At 70.6% G+C, this 18,937-nt stretch carries 20 protein-coding genes; 7 read left to right on the forward strand and 13 right to left on the reverse strand.

Features of this window, described 5'->3' with window-relative positions; translation table 11 throughout:
• Nucleotides 1-100 precede the first annotated feature (100 nt).
• Nucleotides 101-601 (reverse strand): Hsp20 family protein, encoded by a 501-nt coding sequence (locus tag V8Z80_RS17925; RefSeq protein ID WP_155192097.1) that lies wholly within the window; start codon nucleotides 599-601, stop codon nucleotides 101-103.
• Between the two features lie 212 nt (nucleotides 602-813).
• On the opposite strand from V8Z80_RS17925, the gene V8Z80_RS17930 reads away from it, so the two are divergent.
• From V8Z80_RS17930 to V8Z80_RS17940, 3 genes are all read left to right on the forward strand, one after another.
• Nucleotides 814-1,158, forward strand: coding sequence for a TIGR01244 family sulfur transferase (locus tag V8Z80_RS17930; protein ID WP_155192095.1), 345 nt, complete (start codon nucleotides 814-816; stop codon nucleotides 1,156-1,158).
• Nucleotides 1,159-1,274: 116 nt separating this feature from the next.
• Entirely contained in the window at nucleotides 1,275-1,742 is a 468-nt protein-coding gene (locus V8Z80_RS17935) for a universal stress protein (RefSeq protein ID WP_155192094.1), read from the forward strand.
• A 79-nt stretch (nucleotides 1,743-1,821) separates the two neighbouring features.
• A complete protein-coding gene (locus V8Z80_RS17940) occupies nucleotides 1,822-2,430 on the forward strand; it encodes a DNA-3-methyladenine glycosylase I (RefSeq protein WP_336062996.1) in 609 nt (202 codons plus the stop codon).
• Between the two features lie 20 nt (nucleotides 2,431-2,450).
• Here the strand turns inward: V8Z80_RS17940 and V8Z80_RS17945 are convergent, their stop codons facing one another.
• A complete protein-coding gene (locus tag V8Z80_RS17945; RefSeq protein ID WP_336062997.1) occupies nucleotides 2,451-3,308 on the reverse strand; it encodes a LysR family transcriptional regulator in 858 nt (285 codons plus the stop codon).
• A 182-nt stretch (nucleotides 3,309-3,490) separates the two neighbouring features.
• Here V8Z80_RS17945 and V8Z80_RS17950 point away from each other — a divergent pair, with 182 nt between their 5' ends.
• The gene (locus V8Z80_RS17950; RefSeq protein ID WP_336062998.1) at nucleotides 3,491-4,369 is read left to right on the forward strand and encodes a DMT family transporter; all 879 of its coding nucleotides are present in this window, start codon (nucleotides 3,491-3,493) and stop codon (nucleotides 4,367-4,369) included.
• A gap of 43 nt (nucleotides 4,370-4,412) precedes the next feature.
• On the opposite strand, the gene V8Z80_RS17955 is transcribed toward V8Z80_RS17950, so the two are convergent.
• Genes V8Z80_RS17955 through V8Z80_RS17980 form a run of 6 tightly spaced genes read right to left on the reverse strand, consistent with a single transcriptional unit; the run spans nucleotide 4,413 to nucleotide 12,354 of the window.
• Nucleotides 4,413-6,080, reverse strand: coding sequence for an OFA family MFS transporter (locus V8Z80_RS17955; protein ID WP_155192088.1), 1,668 nt, complete (start codon nucleotides 6,078-6,080; stop codon nucleotides 4,413-4,415).
• Between the two features lie 24 nt (nucleotides 6,081-6,104).
• Nucleotides 6,105-6,365, reverse strand: coding sequence for a formate dehydrogenase subunit delta (locus tag V8Z80_RS17960; RefSeq protein ID WP_336062999.1), 261 nt, complete (start codon nucleotides 6,363-6,365; stop codon nucleotides 6,105-6,107).
• A 6-nt stretch (nucleotides 6,366-6,371) separates the two neighbouring features.
• Nucleotides 6,372-7,247, reverse strand: a complete 876-nt coding sequence (gene fdhD, locus V8Z80_RS17965; RefSeq protein WP_155192084.1) for a formate dehydrogenase accessory sulfurtransferase FdhD — start codon at nucleotides 7,245-7,247, stop codon at nucleotides 6,372-6,374.
• 13 nt (nucleotides 7,248-7,260) lie between these two features.
• Complete coding sequence (fdhF, locus tag V8Z80_RS17970) at nucleotides 7,261-10,137, reverse strand: formate dehydrogenase subunit alpha (protein ID WP_336063000.1); 2,877 nt, start codon at nucleotides 10,135-10,137, stop codon at nucleotides 7,261-7,263.
• Between the two features lie 44 nt (nucleotides 10,138-10,181).
• A complete protein-coding gene (locus tag V8Z80_RS17975; RefSeq protein ID WP_155192080.1) occupies nucleotides 10,182-11,768 on the reverse strand; it encodes a formate dehydrogenase beta subunit in 1,587 nt (528 codons plus the stop codon).
• Between the two features lie 10 nt (nucleotides 11,769-11,778).
• A complete protein-coding gene (locus V8Z80_RS17980) occupies nucleotides 11,779-12,354 on the reverse strand; it encodes a formate dehydrogenase subunit gamma (RefSeq protein WP_155192078.1) in 576 nt (191 codons plus the stop codon).
• A gap of 167 nt (nucleotides 12,355-12,521) precedes the next feature.
• On the opposite strand from V8Z80_RS17980, the gene V8Z80_RS17985 reads away from it, so the two are divergent.
• The 3 genes from V8Z80_RS17985 to mobA are packed head-to-tail and all read left to right on the forward strand — an operon-like array spanning nucleotide 12,522 to nucleotide 15,463.
• A complete protein-coding gene (locus V8Z80_RS17985; RefSeq protein WP_155192076.1) occupies nucleotides 12,522-13,625 on the forward strand; it encodes a substrate-binding domain-containing protein in 1,104 nt (367 codons plus the stop codon).
• A gap of 27 nt (nucleotides 13,626-13,652) precedes the next feature.
• Entirely contained in the window at nucleotides 13,653-14,774 is a 1,122-nt protein-coding gene (gene moaA, locus V8Z80_RS17990; RefSeq protein WP_336063032.1) for a GTP 3',8-cyclase MoaA, read from the forward strand.
• 14 nt (nucleotides 14,775-14,788) lie between these two features.
• The gene (gene mobA / locus V8Z80_RS17995; RefSeq protein WP_336063001.1) at nucleotides 14,789-15,463 is read left to right on the forward strand and encodes a molybdenum cofactor guanylyltransferase MobA; all 675 of its coding nucleotides are present in this window, start codon (nucleotides 14,789-14,791) and stop codon (nucleotides 15,461-15,463) included.
• On the opposite strand, the gene V8Z80_RS18000 is transcribed toward mobA, so the two are convergent.
• From V8Z80_RS18000 to V8Z80_RS18020, 5 genes are all read right to left on the reverse strand, one after another.
• Nucleotides 15,436-16,641 (reverse strand): molybdopterin-binding protein, encoded by a 1,206-nt coding sequence (locus tag V8Z80_RS18000; protein WP_155192073.1) that lies wholly within the window; start codon nucleotides 16,639-16,641, stop codon nucleotides 15,436-15,438. The genes mobA and V8Z80_RS18000 overlap by 28 nt on opposite strands.
• 2 nt (nucleotides 16,642-16,643) lie before the next feature.
• Nucleotides 16,644-17,141 carry a molybdenum cofactor biosynthesis protein B gene (moaB, locus tag V8Z80_RS18005; protein WP_336063002.1) on the reverse strand — a complete coding sequence of 166 codons (498 nt, stop codon included), beginning with the start codon at nucleotides 17,139-17,141 and terminating at the stop codon, nucleotides 16,644-16,646.
• Complete coding sequence (locus V8Z80_RS18010) at nucleotides 17,138-17,629, reverse strand: molybdenum cofactor biosynthesis protein MoaE (RefSeq protein WP_155192069.1); 492 nt, start codon at nucleotides 17,627-17,629, stop codon at nucleotides 17,138-17,140. Before V8Z80_RS18010 ends, moaB begins: the two co-directional genes overlap by 4 nt.
• A gap of 2 nt (nucleotides 17,630-17,631) precedes the next feature.
• Entirely contained in the window at nucleotides 17,632-17,889 is a 258-nt protein-coding gene (locus V8Z80_RS18015) for a MoaD/ThiS family protein (protein WP_336063003.1), read from the reverse strand.
• Nucleotides 17,890-17,967: 78 nt separating this feature from the next.
• Nucleotides 17,968-18,867, reverse strand: coding sequence for a LysR family transcriptional regulator (locus tag V8Z80_RS18020; protein ID WP_336063004.1), 900 nt, complete (start codon nucleotides 18,865-18,867; stop codon nucleotides 17,968-17,970).
• Nucleotides 18,868-18,937 lie beyond the last annotated feature (70 nt).

Here is an 18,937-nt window from a genome sequence, read left to right on the forward strand (position 1 = left end):
TGGCCGTGCGCCGCCGCGCGGGGCGCGGGCGGCGCGAAGATCCGGCGCGGGCGCGCCCGCCGCACGCGGGGCGCCCGCAACGAGCGCCCCGGACGGCGCCTTAGGCGGCTTGCCTGGCTTGGGCGGCCGCGCCGTCCTCGACGCCGATGCGCCCGGCCTGGGCAGCGGGCAGCGCGGGCGAGTCCACCGAGATGCCGATACGGCGCGGCTTCATTTCCTCGGGGATCTCGCGCTGCAGCTCGACGGTCAGCAGGCCGTTGGCCAGGCTCGCGCCGATCACCTTGACGTGGTCGGCCAGCTCGAAGCTGCGCTGGAAGGCGCGCGCCGCAATGCCGCGGTGCAGGTACTGCACGCCTTCTTCCTCGGACTTGCGGCCCGACACCACGAGCATGTTGCGCTCCTGGGTGATGGACAGGTCGTCCTGCGAGAAGCCGGCCACCGCCATGGTGATGCGGTAGCGGTCCTCGTCCGCCTTGGTGATGTCGTAGGGCGGCCAATTGTCGATGCTCTCGATGCGGCGCGCCTTCTCGAGCACGTTGAGCATGCGGTCAAAGCCGATGCTGGACCGGAACAGGGGAGTGAAGTCGAAAGTCGTGTTCATTGCCAAATCCTCGTAAACAAGCAATATGGATGGTCGGACTGTGCGCGCGGAAGCCGGCAATGGCGCCCGCGGGCTCGCCGGCCCTCTCTTGAGCAGCCGGTACTGCCTGTATGGGGCCGGCCGCGCCGGTTTTCAAGGCGGCAGCAGGCCGGGCATGGCGCCGCGTCGGCGCCGCTTGCCTATACTGTGGTTTGCACAAAGGAGTCCTTGCCATGAGCACCCCCATCAACCCCATCACCGAAGCCTTCGCCGTGGCGCCCCAGCTCGGGCCCGAGCACATGAGCGCCGTGGCCGCCGCAGGGTATCGCAGCGTCATCATCAACCGTCCGGATTTCGAAGGCGGCCCCGAGCAACCCACCTCGGCCCAGGTCAGCGAGGCGGCCCGGGCCGCGGGGCTGGAGGTGGCCTACCAGCCCGTGGTCAGCGGCGCCATGACGCCGGCCGACGTCGAGCGTTTCAGCGAGCTGCTCAATACGCTGCCGGCGCCCATCCTGGCGTATTGCCGTTCGGGCACGCGCTGCACGGTGCTTTACCGCGCGGCCACCGGCCAGGGCTAAGGGCCGTGCGCGCGCCGGCTCCCGGCGCGATGCAGTTTTTTTTGCGAAAACGCAATGGCGCGGACGGGCTTATCCGTTAGCATAGGGCCACGTCCCCACTTTTAGGAGCAGGCGATATGTTCAAGAAAATCCTGATTCCCACCGACGGTTCGCCGCTGTCCGCACAGGCCGCCAACGCCGGCGTCAGCTTTGCCCGCTCGACCGGGGCCGAGATCGTCGCGCTGCACGTCACCCAGCCTTTTGCCGCCACCATCGGTTTCGACGGCATGGCCGCGGCCTACGCCATCACCGACGAATCCTACGAGAAGGCCGCCGCCGAGCAGGCCGAGAAATACCTCGAGGCGGTCATGCACCGCGCCGAGACGGCCGGCGTCAAGGCCAGCAGCGTCTCGGTGTCCAACTTCAACGTGGCCGACGGCATCGTGCAGGCGGCCGAGGAAAACGGCTGCGACCTCATCTTCATCGGCAGCCACGGCCGCAGCGGCCTGTCGCGCCTGCTGCTGGGCAGCGTCACCGCCAAGGTGCTGTCGCTGGCCCATACCGGCGTGCTGGTCTATCGCGTCAAGGAAGAGGCCAAGGGCTAGGCCCGGCGGGCGGGCGCGGCATGAACCCGCCGGCCGCCCCAAGGGCGAATGCCGGAGCGCGCAGCACGGAGGCAGCGTAGTGACCACCACCATCCCCGGACCCGACGGGCAGCCCCGCTGCGGCTGGTGCGCCGCGGCGCCCGAGTTCTTCCACTACCACGACACCGAATGGGGCTGGCCGGTGGGCGAGGACCGGCGCCTGTTCGAGAAGCTGTGTCTGGAAGGCTTCCAGTCGGGCCTGAGCTGGCGCACCATACTGGCCAAGCGCGAGAACTTCCGCGCCGCCTTCCATGGCTTCGATTTCGAGCGCCTGGCCGGCTTCGGCCAGGCCGACGTGGCCAGGCTGCTGCAGGATGCCGGCATCATCCGCCATCGCGGCAAGATCGAGGCGGTCATCCACAACGCGGCCCGCGCCTGCGAAATGGTCGAGCGCGAAGGCTCGCTGGCCGCCTTCTTCTGGCGCTACGAGCCCGATCCCGCCGGGCTGGCCGAGCCGCAGACGGTCTCGGTCTCGGCCGCATCGCTGGCCTTGTCCCGCGACCTGAAAAAACGCGGCTGGAAGTTCGTGGGGCCCACCACCCTGTACGCCTTCATGCAGGCGATGGGGCTGGTGAACGATCATGCGCGGGACTGCGTGATGCGCGAGCGGATCGAGCAAGCCCGCGCGGGGTTCGCGCGCCCGGGCTGAGCGCGCCGCGCGAGCCGCCGTCAGCCCAGGCGAAAGCGCTGGCGGATTTCCTGTTCCAGCCGGTCGGCGGCCGGATCCTCGGCCCGGCCTGGCGCGCGCAGCAGGTAGACGCCGTGGGGCGCCACGCGCGGCAGTTCCTCGAGCACCCGCATCGCCGGCGTCAAGCGCGCCTGGTCCAGCAGGCTGATGCCCAGGCCGGCCTCGACGCAGGCCTGGATCGCCTGGCTGGACGGGGTGCTCAGCACGATGCGCCAGCGGCGCCCGGCCCGCGTCAGGCTTTCGGTCATGGCGCGCCGATAGGGACAAGCCGTGGCATGCAGCGCCAGCGGCAGGATATCGGCGCGGCCGGCGCGCCAGCCAGCCGCGCCGGCCCACACCGGCTGGGTGACGGCCAGCGGCACCACGGCACCCTGGCCCGCGGGCAGGGGCTGGGCCACGATGGCGCAACCGAGCCGGCCGCGCGCGGCCTGTTCGGCCAGGGCCTGGCTTGGCGCGGTGACCACGTCCAGCACCACCTCGGGCCATGCGGCCGAAAAACCCGGCAGGATGTCCCGGATCACGTGCGCCGCATACTCGTCGGGCACGCCCAGCTTGACCCGGCCCGCCACGGTCGGGCCGTGCAGCTCGTCCACCACCTTGTCGTGCATCCGCAGCAGCTCGGCCGTGCCCGCCAGCAGGCGCTGGCCCAGGGGCGTCAAGGCCACCGAATGATTGTCGCGGTCGAACAGCCGGCCGCCGGCCAGCGACTCCAGGCGCTGGATGTGCACGCTGATGGCCGCGGGGCTTTTGTGGACGTGCTCGGCGGCGGCCCGGAACTGGCCCAGGCGCGCGACCGCATGGAAGGTGCGCAGCAGGTCGATGTCGAGTACGGCGGCCATGATCAAATATTCTTAAATAACAAGAACAGATAGTTTTGATTTATTAAATACGTAGGGATGGTTAAGGTCAAGTTTTTGAATGCTTGTGCCTGGCCATGCCCGATCCGATTGCCGCGCGTTGCGCCGCGCCGTCCTCCTGCTCCGCCGATGCCTGCGCCCCGAGGGCGGCCGGCTCGCCCGCCTTGGCCGCCGTTCCCTTGCTGCTGCTGGAGGCCGCCCTGGTGGTGGCCTGGAGCTCGGGGTTCGTGGGCGTGCGGCTTTCCCTGGACCATGCGCCGGTCTTTCTTGTCATCTTCTGGCGTTTCGTGACCGTGGTGGCGGTGCTGCTGCCTTGGGCGCTGCCGGCGCTGCGCCGCGCCAGCCCGCGCACCCTGCTGCGCCAGGCCGGGGTGGGCCTGCTGGCCACGGCCGGCTACCTGGCCGGCGTGGCCCAGGGGATAGCACTGGGGGTGCCCGCCGGCCTGGCCGCGCTGATTGCCGACCTGCTGCCCCTGGGGGTGGTGCTGCTATCGGCCGGCGTGCTGGGCCAGGCGGTAAGCCGCGCGGTCTGGCTGGGGCTGGCCGTCAGCCTGGCCGGCATGCTGATGGTCAGCCATGACGCCCTGGCCTGGGGCCGCGCGCCGCCCTGGGCCTATGCGCTGCCCCTGGCGGGCATGCTTGCGCTGGCCGTCGCCACGCTGTGGCAGCGCCGCATCGACCGCGGCCCTGCCCTGCCGCTGGCGGCCAAGCTATGGCTGCAATGCGCCGCGGCGTGTCCCGCCTTCGCCATCCTGGCCGGCTGGCAAGGCAGCCTGCTGCCGCAGCCGACCGCGGGCTTCGTGCTCAGCGTGGCCTGGACGGCCGGGCTGTCCACCTTGGGCGGCTATGGCTTGTACTGGCTGTGCCTGCAGCGCGGTTCGGCCACCCGCGTCTCTACCGTGCTGACCCTGAGCCCGTCCGTCACCCTGCTATGGGCCTGGGCCATGTTCGGCGAACCGCTATCGTGGCTGATGGCGCTGGGCACGGCGGTATGCATGGTGGGCGTGTGCCGGGTGGCCAGGGCGCAGGCGCGGCCGGCCTGAAGCCGGGGCGCGGCAGCGCCGCGCCCGTTCCCGGTGCCGGCTTTCAGTGAAACAGCACCGCCGTCTTTTGCAGCGTCACCCAGATACCCCAGGCCAGCGGGATGCCCACGGCCGCCCAGGCGAACAGCACCAGGGCCATGGGAGTGCGGGTGGCCGAGCCGGTGCCGTGGACTTCGGCGGCCGCGGCGCGTTCGTGGGCAAGGGCCTTCTCGCGCTTGAGCTCTTCCTCGCTCATGAAGTGCTTGGGATTGACCGGGCGGATCGCCAGGTTGCACAGGAATCCCAGCACCAGCATGCCGGCCAGGATGTACATGGTGACGTCGTAGACCTGCGCGCGCGGCACGCCCAGCGACAGCTGGTATTCGCGGATGTAGTTGACCAGCACCGGGCCGAAGATGCCGGCCGCCGACCAGGCGGTCAGCAGGCGCCCGTGGATGGCGCCCACCATCTGCGTGCCGAACAGGTCGGCCAGGTAGGCCGGCACCGTGGCGAAGCCGCCGCCGTACATGGACAGGATGATGCAGAAGGCGCCCACGAACAGCGCCAGCTGCCCCATGTGGCCGGTCCAGGGGATGGCGGCGTACAGCACGAAGCCCAGCACGAAGAAGATGGAATAAGTCGTCTTGCGGCCGAGCTTGTCGGACATGCTGGCCCAGAAGAAGCGCCCGCCGATGTTGAACAGGCTCAGCAGGCCGGTAAAGCCCGCCGCGATGGCGGCGATGGCGGCCAGTTGTTCGGCGCTCAGTTCGGCATAGCCCAGGTTCTCGTCGATCAGGCGGCCGCCGAATACTTCCTGCAGCAGCGGCGAGGCCATGCCGATGATGCCGATGCCGGCGGTCACGTTCAGGCACAGCACGGCCCACACCAGCCAGAACTGCGGGATGCCCCAGACTTTTTTGACGTGCACGTGGCCCTTGGTGATCATGGCGTTCTGGGCCTGCGAAGCCGGCGGGGTCCAGCCTTCGGGCTTCCATCCCGAAGGCGGCACGCGGTAGCCCATGGCGCCGGACATCATGAACACGAAATAGATCACGGCCATGGTCAGGAAGGTCTGCCATACGCCCACCGAGGTCGGCGTGGCGTAGTAGCGCATCAGCAGGTCGGCCAGCGGCGCGCCGATCATCGCGCCGCCGCCAAAGCCCATGATGGCCATGCCCGTGGCCATGCCGCGCCGGTCGGGAAACCACTTGATCAGCGTACTGACCGGCGAGATGTAGCCCAGGCCCAGGCCGATGCCGCCGATCACGCCCGAGCCCAGCCACAGCATCCACATCTGGTGCAGGTACACGCCGGCCGCCGAGATCACCAGGCCGCCGCACCAGCACAGGGCCGAGACCACGCCGGCCTTGCGCGGGCCGGCGCGTTCGAGCCAGCCGCCCCACAGGGCGGCCGAGCAGCCCAGCAGCACGAAGAACAGGGTGTACATCCAGCCCATCGTGGAGATCTTCCAGTCGCACGAGGTGGTGAACAGCTCGGCCAGCAGGCTCATGTCGGCCGGGCAGGCCAGCGGCGCCGAGCCGCCCACGGCCTTGGACAAGGGCAGCCAGAACACGGAAAAGCCATAGGCCATGCCGATGCACAGGTGGATGGCCAGGGCGGCCGGGGGCACCAGCCAGCGGTTGAAGCCGGGGCCGGCGATGGTGCGTTCCTTGTCGAGAAAGCCGGCCGGGGCGGCCGGCAGGTCCAGCGTGGCGCTGCTTGGTGTATTCATTGCTTCTCCTCGGGTACTTCGGGGCTAATGCCGGTCAAGGGGGGCGGGGGCCAGGCGCTGCGCGTTGGCTTGCACCGCCTCGCGCACGCTGGGGCTCAGTTGCACGTCCTCGTGGCAGCCGTCGGGCTGGGCCGCGAGAAAGTCCAGCAGGGCCGTGCGCATGCGCGGCTCCCAGAACTTGTGGATGTGGTTGGCGATGCCTTCGCGCGCCTCGTCGCGGTCGGGCAGGGCGTCGAAGAAGTCGCCGATCCGGTTGGCCATGCGGATGAGATTGCGGGTGTCCATGGGAGCTCAGTCTGTGGCGGGATCTGGTATGGGGTCGATCAGGATGCGCCCGGCGCCGGCGTACACGGTGCAGTCCTGCCCGCGCATGAAGCCCAGCAGCGCCAGACCGGCCTCGTGGGCCAGCCGCGCCGCCAGGGCGGTGGGCGCCGAGACGGCGGCCAGCACGGCCGCGCCGGTATAGGCGGTCTTTTGCACCATCTCGAAGCTGGCCCGGCTCGACACCACGACGATGCCCTGGCGCGGATCGCGTCCGGCCCGCGCCAGGGCGCCGACCAGCTTGTCCAGGGCGTTGTGCCGGCCCACGTCCTCGCGCACGGACGCCAGGCGGCCCTGCGCGTCGGCCCAGGCCGCCGCATGGGTGGCGCCGGTGCGCTCGTGCAGCGACTGGCGCTCGCGCATCTGGCGCTGCACGGCCAGGATGGCCGAGAGCCGGACCGCCGGCCCCTGCGGCACCGGCCGCAGCGGGCGGACGACCTCGGACAGCGTTTCCACGCCGCACAGGCCGCAGCCGGTGCGCCCGGCCATGGCGCGGCGCCGGTCCTTGAGGCGGGCGAAGCAGGCGCTGGCGATCTCCAGCTCGACCACGATGCCTTGCGGTTCGACGCGCAGCGCCAGGTCGCGCACGTCGCCGGCCGATTCGACGATGCCTTCGGTCAGGGAAAAGCCCAGCGCGAAGTCCTCCAGGTCGGCCGGCGTCGCCAGCAAGGTGGCATGGCTGACGCCGTTGTATTCCAGCGCGATGGGCGTTTCCTCGGCCAGGCTGTCCTGGTCCGCGCCGGCGTGCCGGCCGTCGCGCACGCGCAGCACGGGCGCCGGCACGTGCACGGGCCGCTCGGGCGCGTCGAGCGCATCGGTCTGGGGGGCGGGACGGGTCGTGGCCATGGCGGTGTGCAAGCTATTTGCCCGCGGGCAATACGTCGGCCTCGCGGGCGCGCTCGCGCAGCAGCTTTTGCTGGATGTCGGTAAAGCGCGACCATTTGCGCTGCCATTCGGAAGGCTGCGAGACGCGCATCACCTGTACCGCGGTGACCTTGTATTCGGGGCAGTTGGTGGCCCAGTCCGAGCTGTCCGTGGTGACCACGTTCGCGCCCGACTCCGGGAAATGGAAGGTGGTGTATACCACGCCCGGCTGCACCCGGTCGGTGATCGTGGCGCGCAGCACCGTCTCGCCCGCGCGGCTTTGCACGCCCACCCAGTCGCCTTCGGCCACGCCGCGGTCCTCGGCGTCCTGCGGGTGCATCTCCAGCACGTCCTCGTCGTGCCACAGCACGTTGGGCGTGCGGCGCGTCTGCGCGCCCACGTTGTATTGCGACAGGATGCGGCCCGTGGTCAGCAGCAGCGGGAAGCGGCGCGTGGCGCGCTCGTCCGAGGGCACGTATTGCGTGATCATGAACTTGCCCTTGCCGCGCACGAACTGGTCCACGTGCATGATGGGCGTGCCCTCGGGCGCCTGCTCGTTGCAGGGCCATTGCAGGCTGCCCAGCCGGTCCAGCTTTTCGTAGGACACGCCGGCGAAGGTCGGCGTCAGGCGCGCGATCTCGTCCATGATCTCGGACGGGTGCGAATAGTGCATGGGATAGCCCAGCGCATTGGCCAGCGCCATGGTGATCTCCCAGTCGGCCATGCCGTTGCGCGGCTCCATCACCTTGCGCACGCGCGAGATGCGCCGCTCGGCGTTGGTGAAGGTGCCGTCCTTCTCCAGGAAGGAGGAGCCGGGCAGGAACACGTGCGCGTACTTGGCCGTCTCGTTCAGGAACAGGTCCTGCACCACGATGCATTCCATGGCCGAGAGCGCCTGGGCCACGTGCTGGGTGTTGGGATCGGACTGCACGAGATCCTCGCCCTGGCAGTACAGGCCCTTGAACGTGCCGCCCAGCGCCGCGTCGAACATGTTGGGGATGCGCAGGCCCGGCTCGGGCTGCAGGCGCACGCCCCAGTCTGCCTCGAATTGCGCGCGCACCTGCGCATCGGAGATGTGGCGGTAGCCCGGCAGCTCGTGCGGGAACGAGCCCATGTCGCAGGAGCCTTGCACGTTGTTCTGGCCGCGCAGCGGATTGACGCCCACGCCCTCGCGGCCGACGTTGCCGGTGGCCATCGCCAGGTTGGCGATGGCCATGACGGTGGTCGAACCCTGGCTGTGCTCGGTCACGCCCAATCCGTAATAGATGGCGCCGTTGCCGCCGGTGGCGAACAGGCGCGCGGCGCCGCGCACCGCCTCGGCGGGCACGCCGGTGATCTCGGCCGTGGCCTCGGGCGAATTGGCCGGGCGCGAGACGAACTCGCGCCACTGCGCGAAGGCCGGCGCCTCGCAGCGTTCGGCCACGAAGGCCTCGTCGACCAGGCCTTCGGTGGCGATCACATGGGCCAGGGCCGTCAGCAGCGCCACGTTGGTGCCCGGGCGCAGCTGCAGGTGGTAGTCGGCGCGGATATGGGGCGAGCTGACCAGCTCGATGCGGCGCGGGTCGATCACGATCAGCCGCGCGCCCTGGCGCAGCCGGCGCTTCAGGCGCGAGGCGAACACCGGGTGGCCGCTGCTGGGGTTGGCGCCCATCACGATCACCACGTCGGTCTTCATCACCGAGTCGAAGGTCTGGGTGCCGGCCGACTCGCCCAGCGTCTGCTTCAGGCCGTAGCCGGTGGGCGAGTGGCAAACCCGCGCGCAGGTGTCCACGTTGTTGGTGTTGAAGGCCGCGCGCACCAGTTTTTGCACCAGCCAGGTCTCTTCGTTGGTGCAGCGCGAGGAGGTGATGCCGCCCACGGCGTCGCGCCCGTAGGTTTGCTGGATGCGGCGGAACTGCCCGGCCGCGTAGGCGATGGCCTCTTCCCAGGAAACCTCGCGCCAGGGGTCGCTGATGCTGGCCCGGATCATGGGCGTGAGCACGCGTTCCTTGTGGGTGGCGTAGCCCCAGGCGAAACGTCCCTTGACGCAGGAATGGCCGCGGTTGGCGCGGCCTTCCTTCCAGGGCGTCATGCGCACCACCTGCTGGCCTTTCATTTCGGCCTTGAAGCCGCAGCCCACGCCGCAATAGGCGCAGGTGGTGATCACCGAATGCTCGGGCTGGCCCAGCTCGATGACGGACTTCTCCTGCAGCGTGGCGGTGGGGCAGGCCTGCACGCAGGCGCCGCAGGAGACGCATTCGCTTTGCAGGAAGGACTCGTTTTGCCCGGCCGCCACGCGCGAGTCGAAGCCCTTGCCCGAGATGGTCAGCGCGAAGGTGCCCTGCGTTTCTTCGCAGGCGCGCACGCAGCGGCTGCAGACGATGCACTTGCTGGCGTCGTAGGTGAAGTAGGGGTTCGAGTCGTCCGGCGCGTCGTCCAGGTGGTTGGCGCCCTCGAAGCCGTAGCGCACGTTGCGCAGCCCCACCACGCCGGCCATGTCCTGCAGCTCGCAGTCGCCGTTGGCCGGGCAGGTCAGGCAGTCCAGCGGATGGTCGGAGATGTACAGCTCCATCACGCCGCGGCGCAGCGCACGCAGCTTGTCGTTTTCGGTGGCGACCACCATGCCCTCCTCGACGGGCGTGGTGCACGAGGCGGGATAGCCCCGCCTGCCTTCGATCTGCACCAGGCACAGCCTACAGGAGCCGAAGGCCTGCAGGCTGTCGGTGGCGCACAGCTTGGGAATGTTGATGCCCGCCAGCGCGGCCGCGCGCAGGATCGAGGTGCCGGCCGGCACGCGCACGCACTGGCCGTCGATGCGCAGGGTCACCTGGGTTTCGGATTGCACGGCGGGCGTGCCCAGGTCGCGCTCGCGTTTGACGACGGTTTCCAGCATGCCTGTCTCCTTTGCCGGCCTTGGCGGCCTGTCTTGGGCGCCGCTTACGCGGGCTGCGCGCTGGCGCGCGCGGTTGCGGGAATCCCGAAATCCTCGGGGAAGTGCTCTAGCGCCGATAGCACCGGATAGGGCGTCATGCCGCCCAGGGCGCACAACGAGCCGCCCAGCATGGTGTCGCACAGGTCGCGCAGCAGCGCGACGTTCTGTTCGCGCTCGCGGCCGTCGCGGATGCGGTCGATGACCTCGGCGCCGCGCGTCGAGCCGATGCGGCAGGGCGTGCACTTGCCGCAGGACTCGACGGCGCAGAAGGTCATGGCATAGCGGGCCATGTGCGACATGTCCACGGTGTCGTCGAAGGCCACCAGCCCGCCGTGGCCGATCATGGCCGACACCGCCGCATAGGCCTCGTAGTCCAGCGGGATGTCCCATTGCGATTCGGGCAGGTAGGCGCCCAGCGGGCCGCCGACCTGCACCGCGCGCAGCGGCCGGCCCGAGGCGCTGCCGCCGCCGTAGTCGTAGAGCAGTTCGCGCAGGGTCAGGCCGAAGGCCTTCTCGACCAGCCCGCCCTGCTTGATGTTGCCGGCCAGCTGGAAGGGCAGGGTGCCGCGCGAGCGGCCCATGCCGTAGTCGCGGTAGGCGGCATGGCCCTGGGCCAGGATGATGGGCACCGAGGCCAGGGTGATGACGTTGTTGACCACCGTGGGCTGGCCGAACAGGCCCTGGACCGCCGGCAGCGGCGGCTTGGCCCGCACCATGCCGCGCTTGCCCTCCAGGCTTTCGAGCAGCGAGGTTTCCTCGCCGCAGATGTAGGCGCCCGCGCCCACGCGCACCTGCAGGGTGAAGCCGCGCCCGCTGCCCAGGATGTCCGGTCCCAGCCAGCCGGCCTGCGTGGCCAGGGCGATGGCCTGGCGCAGCGTGGCGATGGCGTGCGGATACTCGGAACGCACGTAGACGTAGCCCTGCGTGGCGCCGGTGGCCAGGCCCGCGATCGCCATGCCCTCGATCAGCACGTAGGGATCGCCTTCCATCAGCAGCCGGTCGGAGAACGTGCCCGAATCGCCTTCGTCGGCGTTGCACACCACGTACTTGCGCTGGCCGGCGGCGGCCAGCACGGTCTTCCACTTGATGCCGGCCGGGAAGGCCGCGCCGCCGCGCCCGCGCAGGCCCGACTGCACGACCTCCTCGACGATGGCGGCCGGCGCCATCTCCAGCGCGCGCCGCAGGCCTTGCAGGCCGCCGTGGGCCTGGTAGTCGTCCAGCGAAAGCGGGTCGGTCACGCCTACCCGCGCGAAGGTCAGGCGCTCCTGGTTCTTCAGATAGGGGATGGCCTCGGTCGGGCCCTGCGCCAGCCGGTGGCGCGCGGCGGCCGGGCCGTCCTGCAGCCAGTCCGCCTCGAACAGGCCCGGCACGTCCTGGACCTGCACCGGCCCGTAGGCCACGCGGCCACGCGGCGTCTGCACTTCGACCAGGGGTTCGAGCCACAGCAGCCCGCGCGAGCCGTTGCGCACGATGCGCACGGCCTGGCCGCGCCGGGCGGCCTCGGCGGCGATGGCCTGGGCGAGCTCGTCGGCGCCCACCGCCAGCGCGGCGGCATCGCGGGGGACGTAAAGGGTAGGGATGGGCTGGGACATGCCGGTCTCCTCAGGCGTGCGCCGCGGCCGACGCATCGGCCAGCAGGCGGTCCAGCTTGTCGGCCGTCAGCCGGGCATGGGGCTTGCCGTCCAGCATGGCCGAGGGCGATTGCGCGCACAGGCCCAGGCAATACACGGGCTCGAGGGTGACGCGGCCGTCGGGCGTGGTCTGGTGAAAGTCGCAGCCCAGCACCTTGCGCGCGTGCTCGGCCAGCGCTTGGGCGCCGCGCGACTGGCAGGCCTCGGCGCGGCACAGCGCCAGCACGTGGCGTCCGGGCGGCTCGGTGCGCAGGTGCGGGTAGAAGCTCACCACGCCGTGCACCTCGGCGCGCGAGAGATTCAAGGCATCGGCCAGCGGCTGCACCGTCTCGGGCGGAATACAGCCCAGCTCTTCCTGCAGCGCATGCAGGATGGGCAGCAGCGGGCCTTCGGTGCCGCGGTGGTGCTCGACGATGCGCAAGGCGGCCTGCACCGCCGGGCTGGGCGGCGGCAGGCGGGCCCCGGCGGGCTGCGCGTGCGCGCTGCGCGCGCCGCCCGTGGAAGCCGGGTTGGCCGAGGCCGGGCGCAAGGGGGCAGGGGAGGACATGGTGCACGCTCCTTTGGGTGGCGGGCCCGTGCCTTGCAGGCTGGCGGGCTCCGGACTATTATGTTTTTTATCGCATATATTTTTGCCGCCCATCTCCTGGCAGGCCAGGAAGCCGGCGGGTTGCGCATACTCTAATCCTCGAATTCGGCCTGCTCAATAAGAAATAAATGACATATAAATTCCGTGTCGGCCTGCGTCCCGAATGGCTGCTTTCCGGACCCGGCCAGGACAGCGTGCCGCTGCAGGAAGTCCTTGCCCTGCTGGCGGCCATCGATGCGACCGGCCATATCGCCGGCGCCTGCAAGGCCTGCGGCCTGTCGTACCGCCATGCCTGGGGCGTGCTGCGCAAGTTCGAGGAAAGCTTCGGCACGGCGCTGCTGATCACGCGGCGGCGCCAGGGCACCAAGCTCTCGCCGTTCGCGCAGCGCCTGCTGTGGGCCAACCGCCGCATCGATGCGCGGCTCATGCCCACGCTGGAAAGCCTGGCATCCGAGCTGCAGGAAGAGCTCGAGCGCCTGCTGCCCGAGGCCGGCCCGCACCTGCGGCTGCACGCCAGCCACGGCTTTGCCGTCGAAGCCCTGATGCAGCACATGAGCGGCAGGACGCCAGGGCTGGAGCTGCGCTATCGCACCGCCATCGAGGCGCTGGCCTCGCTCGAGCGCGGCGAATGCGACCTGGCGGGCTTTCAGGTGCCGCTGGGCGAATTCGAGGCACCCATCATGGCGCGCTACGCGCAATGGCTGGACATGCAGGACTATCGGCTGATCCACCTGGCGGTGCGCAATACCGGCTTGTTCGTCGAGGCGGGCAACCCCAAGCGGATCCGCGGCATCGCCGACCTGGCCCGTCCCGACGTGCGCTTCGTCAACCGCCAGATCGGCTCGAGCACGCGCTACCTGGTCAGCCTGCTGCTCGAACGGGCCGGCATTCCGATCAGCGCGGTGCAGGGATACGAGACCAACGAATTCACGCACATGGCCATCGCCGCGCACATCGCCAGCGGCATGGCCGATACCGGTGTGGGCGTGGAGACCGCGGCCTGCCGCTTCGGGCTGGATTTCATCCCGCTGGTGCGCGAGCGCTATTTCTTCGCCATCCGCCAGTCCAGCCTGGATACGCCGGCCATGCAGGACCTGCTGCACATCATGCGCGGGCCCGAGTACGTGGGCTACGTGCAGCAGCTGGTCGGCTACGACGCCAGCCATACCGGGCAGCTGCAGACGCTGGAGCAGGCCTTCGGAAAGCTGCCGGACGCCGGCGGGCGCGCGTAGCGCGCCGGAGCCATTATCATGAACACCATGAACCGTGTGATTCCCCTTGTCGACCAGCGCCGCCTGGACCAGGCCGTGCGCGTGCAGGCGTCCGGCGCGCAGGCGCGCGGCGTGGACACGTCCGGCCAGCCGCCGCGCGATGCGCGGGGACGGCCCTTGCGCGACCTGCGCATCTCGGTGACCGACCGCTGCAACTTCCGTTGCGGCTATTGCATGCCGCGCGACGTATTCGACGGCAACTACCGCTTCCTGCCGCAGCCCGAGCTGCTTTCCTTCGAGGAGATCACCCGGCTGGCGGGCCTGTTCGCGCAGGCCGGCGTGCAGAAGATCCGCCTGACCGGCGGCGAGCCGCTGCTGCGCAAGCACGTCGAGAAACTGATCGCCATGCTGGCCGGGCTGCGCGGCATCGGCGGCCAGCCGCTGGACCTGACGCTGACCACCAACGGCATCCTGCTGGCGCGCAAGGCGCAGGCGCTGCGCGAAGCCGGGCTGGCGCGCGTGACCGTCAGCCTGGACGCGCTGGACGAGGCGCTGTTTCGCCGCATGAGCGATGCCGACTTCTCGCCGGACGACGTATTGCGCGGCATCGACGCGGCCGCGCAGGCCGGCTTGCCGGTCAAGGTCAACATGGTGGTGCGCCGCGGGGTCAACGATCACCAGATCCTGCCCATGGCGCGGCGTTTTCGCGGCAGCGGCCACGTGCTGCGCTTCATCGAGTACATGGACGTGGGCAACACCAACGGCTGGAACATGGCCGAGGTGGTGCCGGGCGCCGAGGTGCTGGCGCGGCTGGCGGCGCAGTGGCCCTTGCGCGCGCTGACCCCGCAGTACCCGGGCGAGGTGGCCGAGCGCTGGGCCTACGAGGACGGCCAGGGCGAGATCGGCCTGATCACCAGCGTCACGCAGGCCTTTTGCGGCGATTGCAACCGCGCGCGCCTCTCGCCCGAGGGCCGGCTTTTCCTGTGCCTGTTCGCCAGCCGCGGCCACGACCTGCGCGCGCTGCTGCGTTCGGGCGCCGACGATGCGCGGATCCGCGGCGCGCTGTCCGCGATCTGGGGCGCGCGCGAGGATGCCTATTCCGAATCGCGCGGCAGCCAGCCGGACCGGCGCGATGCCCCGCGCATCGAGATGAGCTACATCGGCGGCTAGGCCGCCGCCCGCGCATGGCAAGCCCGGCCGGCATCCCGCGCACCCGGATCACCGGCCTGGTCCTGGCCGGCGGGCAGGGCCGGCGCATGGGCGGCGCGGACAAGGGTTTGCTCGACTGGAACGGCCAGCCGCTGGTGGCCGGCATCTGCGCCGCGCTGGCGCCGCAGGTGGGGGCCATCCTGATCAGTGCCAACCGCAATGCCCAGGCCTATGCGCGTCATGGCCGGGTGGTGCCCGACGATCCCGCGCTGGGCGCCTTCCAGGGCCCGCTGGCCGGCTTGGCGGCGGGGCTGGCGCAGGCCGGCACCGCCTGGGTGCTGAGCTGGCCCTGCGACATGCCGCACGTGCCGCCGGACCTGGCCGCCAGGCTGGGCGAAGCGGCCCTGCGGCAAGGCGCGCCGCTGGCGGTGGCGCAGGCCCAGGGCCGCGTGCAGCCGGTCTGCATGCTGGCCTCGGTCGCGCTGCTGCCCGGCCTGCTGGCTTATCTGCGCGGCGGCGGCCGGCGGGTGCAGGCCTGGCAGCAGGCCGCAGGCGCGGCCATCGCCTGCTTCGATGCGCCGGCCGGCGCGGCGTGCCCCGCCGGCCGCGGCGCGGGCGGCGGGACGCCGGCGTCTTTCGCCAATCTCAATACCCCCGAGGAACTGCAGGCCGCGCGCGCGCTTCAGCGCAGCCAGTGCTTCAGGTCGTAGTAGCGCACCAGGTCGCCCGCCTCCACCGTGGTGTCGGCAGGCAGGCGCGCCAGTCCGTGCGCCCAGGGCAGCGAGCTGATCACGCCCGAGCCTTGCTGCGGATAAGGGGTCAGCGCGCGCACGCCTTGTTCGTTGACGCTGCTGCGCACCCGCAGGAACTCCTCGCGGTCGCCCCGATAGGGCTTGCCGGCGAGCAGCACGCCGCGCTCGACCGCGGGGAAGGGCTCGGCGCGGCCCTGCATGCGGCGCAGCATCGGCGTGACCATCAGGGCGAACACTGCGAAAGCCGAGACCGGGTTGCCCGGCAGGCCCACCACCGGCTTGCCGCCCACGTGGGCCAGCGCCACCGGCTTGCCCGGCTTCATGCGCACCTTCCAGAGATCCAGCTGGCCGCCCAGCGCGGCCAGCGTGGGCTTGACCAGGTCGCGCTCGCCCACGGAAACCCCGCCCACGCTCAGCACCAGGTCGCATTCGGCCAGCAGCTGCTCGAAGGCGCGGCGCAGCGACGCCGCGTCGTCCGGCGCATGCAGCACGCGCTGCGGCACCGCGCCCATGTCCTCGGCCAGCGCGGCCAGCATGGGGCCGTTGCTGTTGAAGATCTGCTGCTCGGCGCGCGGCTGGCCCGCCGCGACGAGTTCGTCGCCGGTGGTCAGGATGCCGACCCGCACGCGCGGATACACCGCCAGCGTGGCCATGCCTTGCGAGGCCAGCGCGGCGATCTGCGCCGGGCCGAGCACCGTGCCGGCGGGCAGCAAGGTGGCGCCGCGGGCGATGTCCTCGCCGCGCCGGCGCACGTGCTGGCCCGGCCGCGGCGGGCGGGCGATGAAGACCTCGCCGTCGGTTTCGGTGCAATCCTCCTGCATCACCACGGTGTCGGCGCCCGGCGGCATCAGGCTGCCGGTGAACAGGCGGGCGGCCTGGCCCGGCGGCAGGGGCTGCGGCGCCTCGCCGGCATAGACGCGCTGGTGCACCGGCAGGCCGCGCCCTTCGGCGTAGTCGGCCGCGCGCAGCGCATAGCCGTCCATGGCGCTGTTGTCGGCAGGCGGGGCGTCCAGCACGGCGGTGGCCGCGCGCGCCAGCACGCGGCCGTTGGCCTGCATCAGGGCAACGGTTTGCGGCGCGGCCGGCGCCGGGCCGGCTTCGGCAAGTTTTTTCTGTGCGCTGTCGAAGTCGAGCATCGTCATTCCTGGCCGAAATGCGAGGCGAAATTGCAGGGCTTGTGGCCGCTGTCGAGCTGTTCGCGCAGGATGCGCTCCCAGGCGGTGCGGCAGGCGTTGTTCGAACCGGGCAGGCAGAAGATCAGCGTGCCGTTGGCGATGCCGGCCAGCGCGCGCGACTGGATGGTGGAGCTGCCGATCTCCTGGTAGGAGACCTGGCGGAACAGCTCGCCGAAGCCGTCGATCTGCCGGTCCAGCAGCGGGAGCACCGCGGCCGGGGTGTTGTCCCGGTGCGAAAAGCCCGTGCCGCCGGTGGTCAGTATCACCTGCACCGATTCGTCGGCGATCCAGTCGCTGAGCACGCGGCGGATATGGTAGATGTCGTCCTTGACGATGTCGCGCTTGCGGCAATCGTGGCCGGCGTGCGCCAGGCTCTCGGCCAGCCAGTTGCCGGAGGTGTCGTCGCCGGCGGTGCGTGTGTCGCTGATGGTCAATACGGCGCAGATCAGCTGCTTGCTCATCCTGAAAGCTCCTTGTTGGGCCGGGGATCCTGCTCCCACTGGCGGGTTTTCTCGGCATCCTGTTCCCTGGCCTGCACCCAGAAGCGGCGGCCATCGGCCAGCGTTTCGCGCTTCCAGAAGGGCGCGCGCGTCTTGAGCGCGTCCATGATGTACTGGCAGGCCTGGAAGGCATCGCCGCGGTGGGCGCTGGCGGCGGCCACGAACACGATCTGCGCGTTGCGCGGCAGCTCGCCGTAGCGGTGCAGGATCACGTAGCCCTGCAGCCGCCAGCGCGCCATCGCGGCGTCGCCGATCTCCTGCAGCTCGCGCTCGCACATGCCGGGGTAGTGCTCCAGCGTCAGCGTCTCGGTGGGCTGGCCGGGCGCGTGGTCGCGCACGTAGCCGGTAAAGGTGGCGATGGCGCCCGCCTGGCCCGCGCACGCCTCGTGCAGCGCACGCTGCAGCGCGGCGGGGTCGAAATCGGATTCCTGCACGATGATGCGCCGCATGGCTAGCCTCCGGTGACCGGCTCGAACACCGCCACCTCGTCGCCGGGCTGCACGATGGCCTCGGGCTTGCTGTGGTACTGGTTGATCGCCAGCTTGAGCCGGCCGGCTTGCGCCAGGTCCGGGTAGCGTGCCTGCAGCTGTTCGATCAGCGCCTGCCCCGAGCAGGGCTGCGCCAGCGGCCAGGTCTCGCTGCGCCGGCCAGTCAGTTCGGCGATCCGCGCGAAATAAAGCAGTGCGATGGTCTGCTCGCCTTGGGCCACGTTGTCCTCCTGAGTATCTCGGTGCCGCGGCCGGGGCCGCTTGCGCCAATGATAGACCGTACCCGGCGGGCCTGCGCGTCAGCGCAGCGGGTGGGGCGCGCTGAAGTCCACTTCCTGCATCACGCGCTCGCGCAGCGCCGGCAGGATGGCGCGGATGTCGTCGCGCCGGCATTGGAAGGAATAGTGCAGGCTGCGCAGCGGCGGGTCGCTTTCGAGCAGCTGCACCGCGCCGCGCTCGGCCAGCGGGCGCAGCCAGCCCTCGGGAAAGAAGCCGATGCCCACGCCGGCGCTGACCAGCCCGGCGATGGCGGTCATGTTGTTGCAGGTCAGCCTGCGCGGCACGTCCAGGTTGTGGGCCGATACCCAGGCATCGAAGATGCGCGTGGAGCCGGCCCCCGGCGGCATGGTGATGACCACGGTTTCCTGCAGGGTGCGGGGAGTGATGCGCGCATGGCCGCGCAGCAGCTCGGGCGCGCCGGCCCAGCCGTAGCGCACCTTGGCGATGGTCTGGGACACCAGGGTGCTGCGCGAGGACCAGCCCGCCACCACCGCGAAGTCCAGCTCGCCGCTTTCCAGCCGCTCTTCCAGGGCCTGGCCCAGGTCCACGTGCGGTTCGAGCCGCAGCTCGGGAAAGTCGCGCCGGCAGCGCGCGACGAAGCGCGGCAGCCACGTCATGGCCGCCAGCTCGCCCACGCCGAACCGGCAGATGCCCGCCAGCGGCGCCTGCTGTCCCATTGCCGCCTGCAGCGCGTCGGCCGCGGCCAGGATCTCGCGCGCGCGCGGCAGCAGTTCGCGGCCGGCCTGCGTCAGCGTGGCGCGATGGCCCGAGCGGTCGAACAGGACCCGGCCCAGGTGCCGTTCGAGGTCGCCGATGCGCTTGGACAGCGACGACTGCGACAGGTGCAGCTGCGTGGCCGCCAGCGCGAAGCTGGCGGCGGTGGCGGCGGCATAGAAAGCTTCCAGCTGCTTGAGCGTCACGGGCTGCCTTGTTTCGGTAAAGCTATGAAGATTGTGCGGAATTTATCACTTTCTTTGGCGGGTTCCCTGT

Source organism: Orrella sp. JC864 (assembly GCF_037026685.1).
Classification (GTDB): Bacteria; Pseudomonadota; Gammaproteobacteria; order Burkholderiales; family Burkholderiaceae_B; genus Orrella.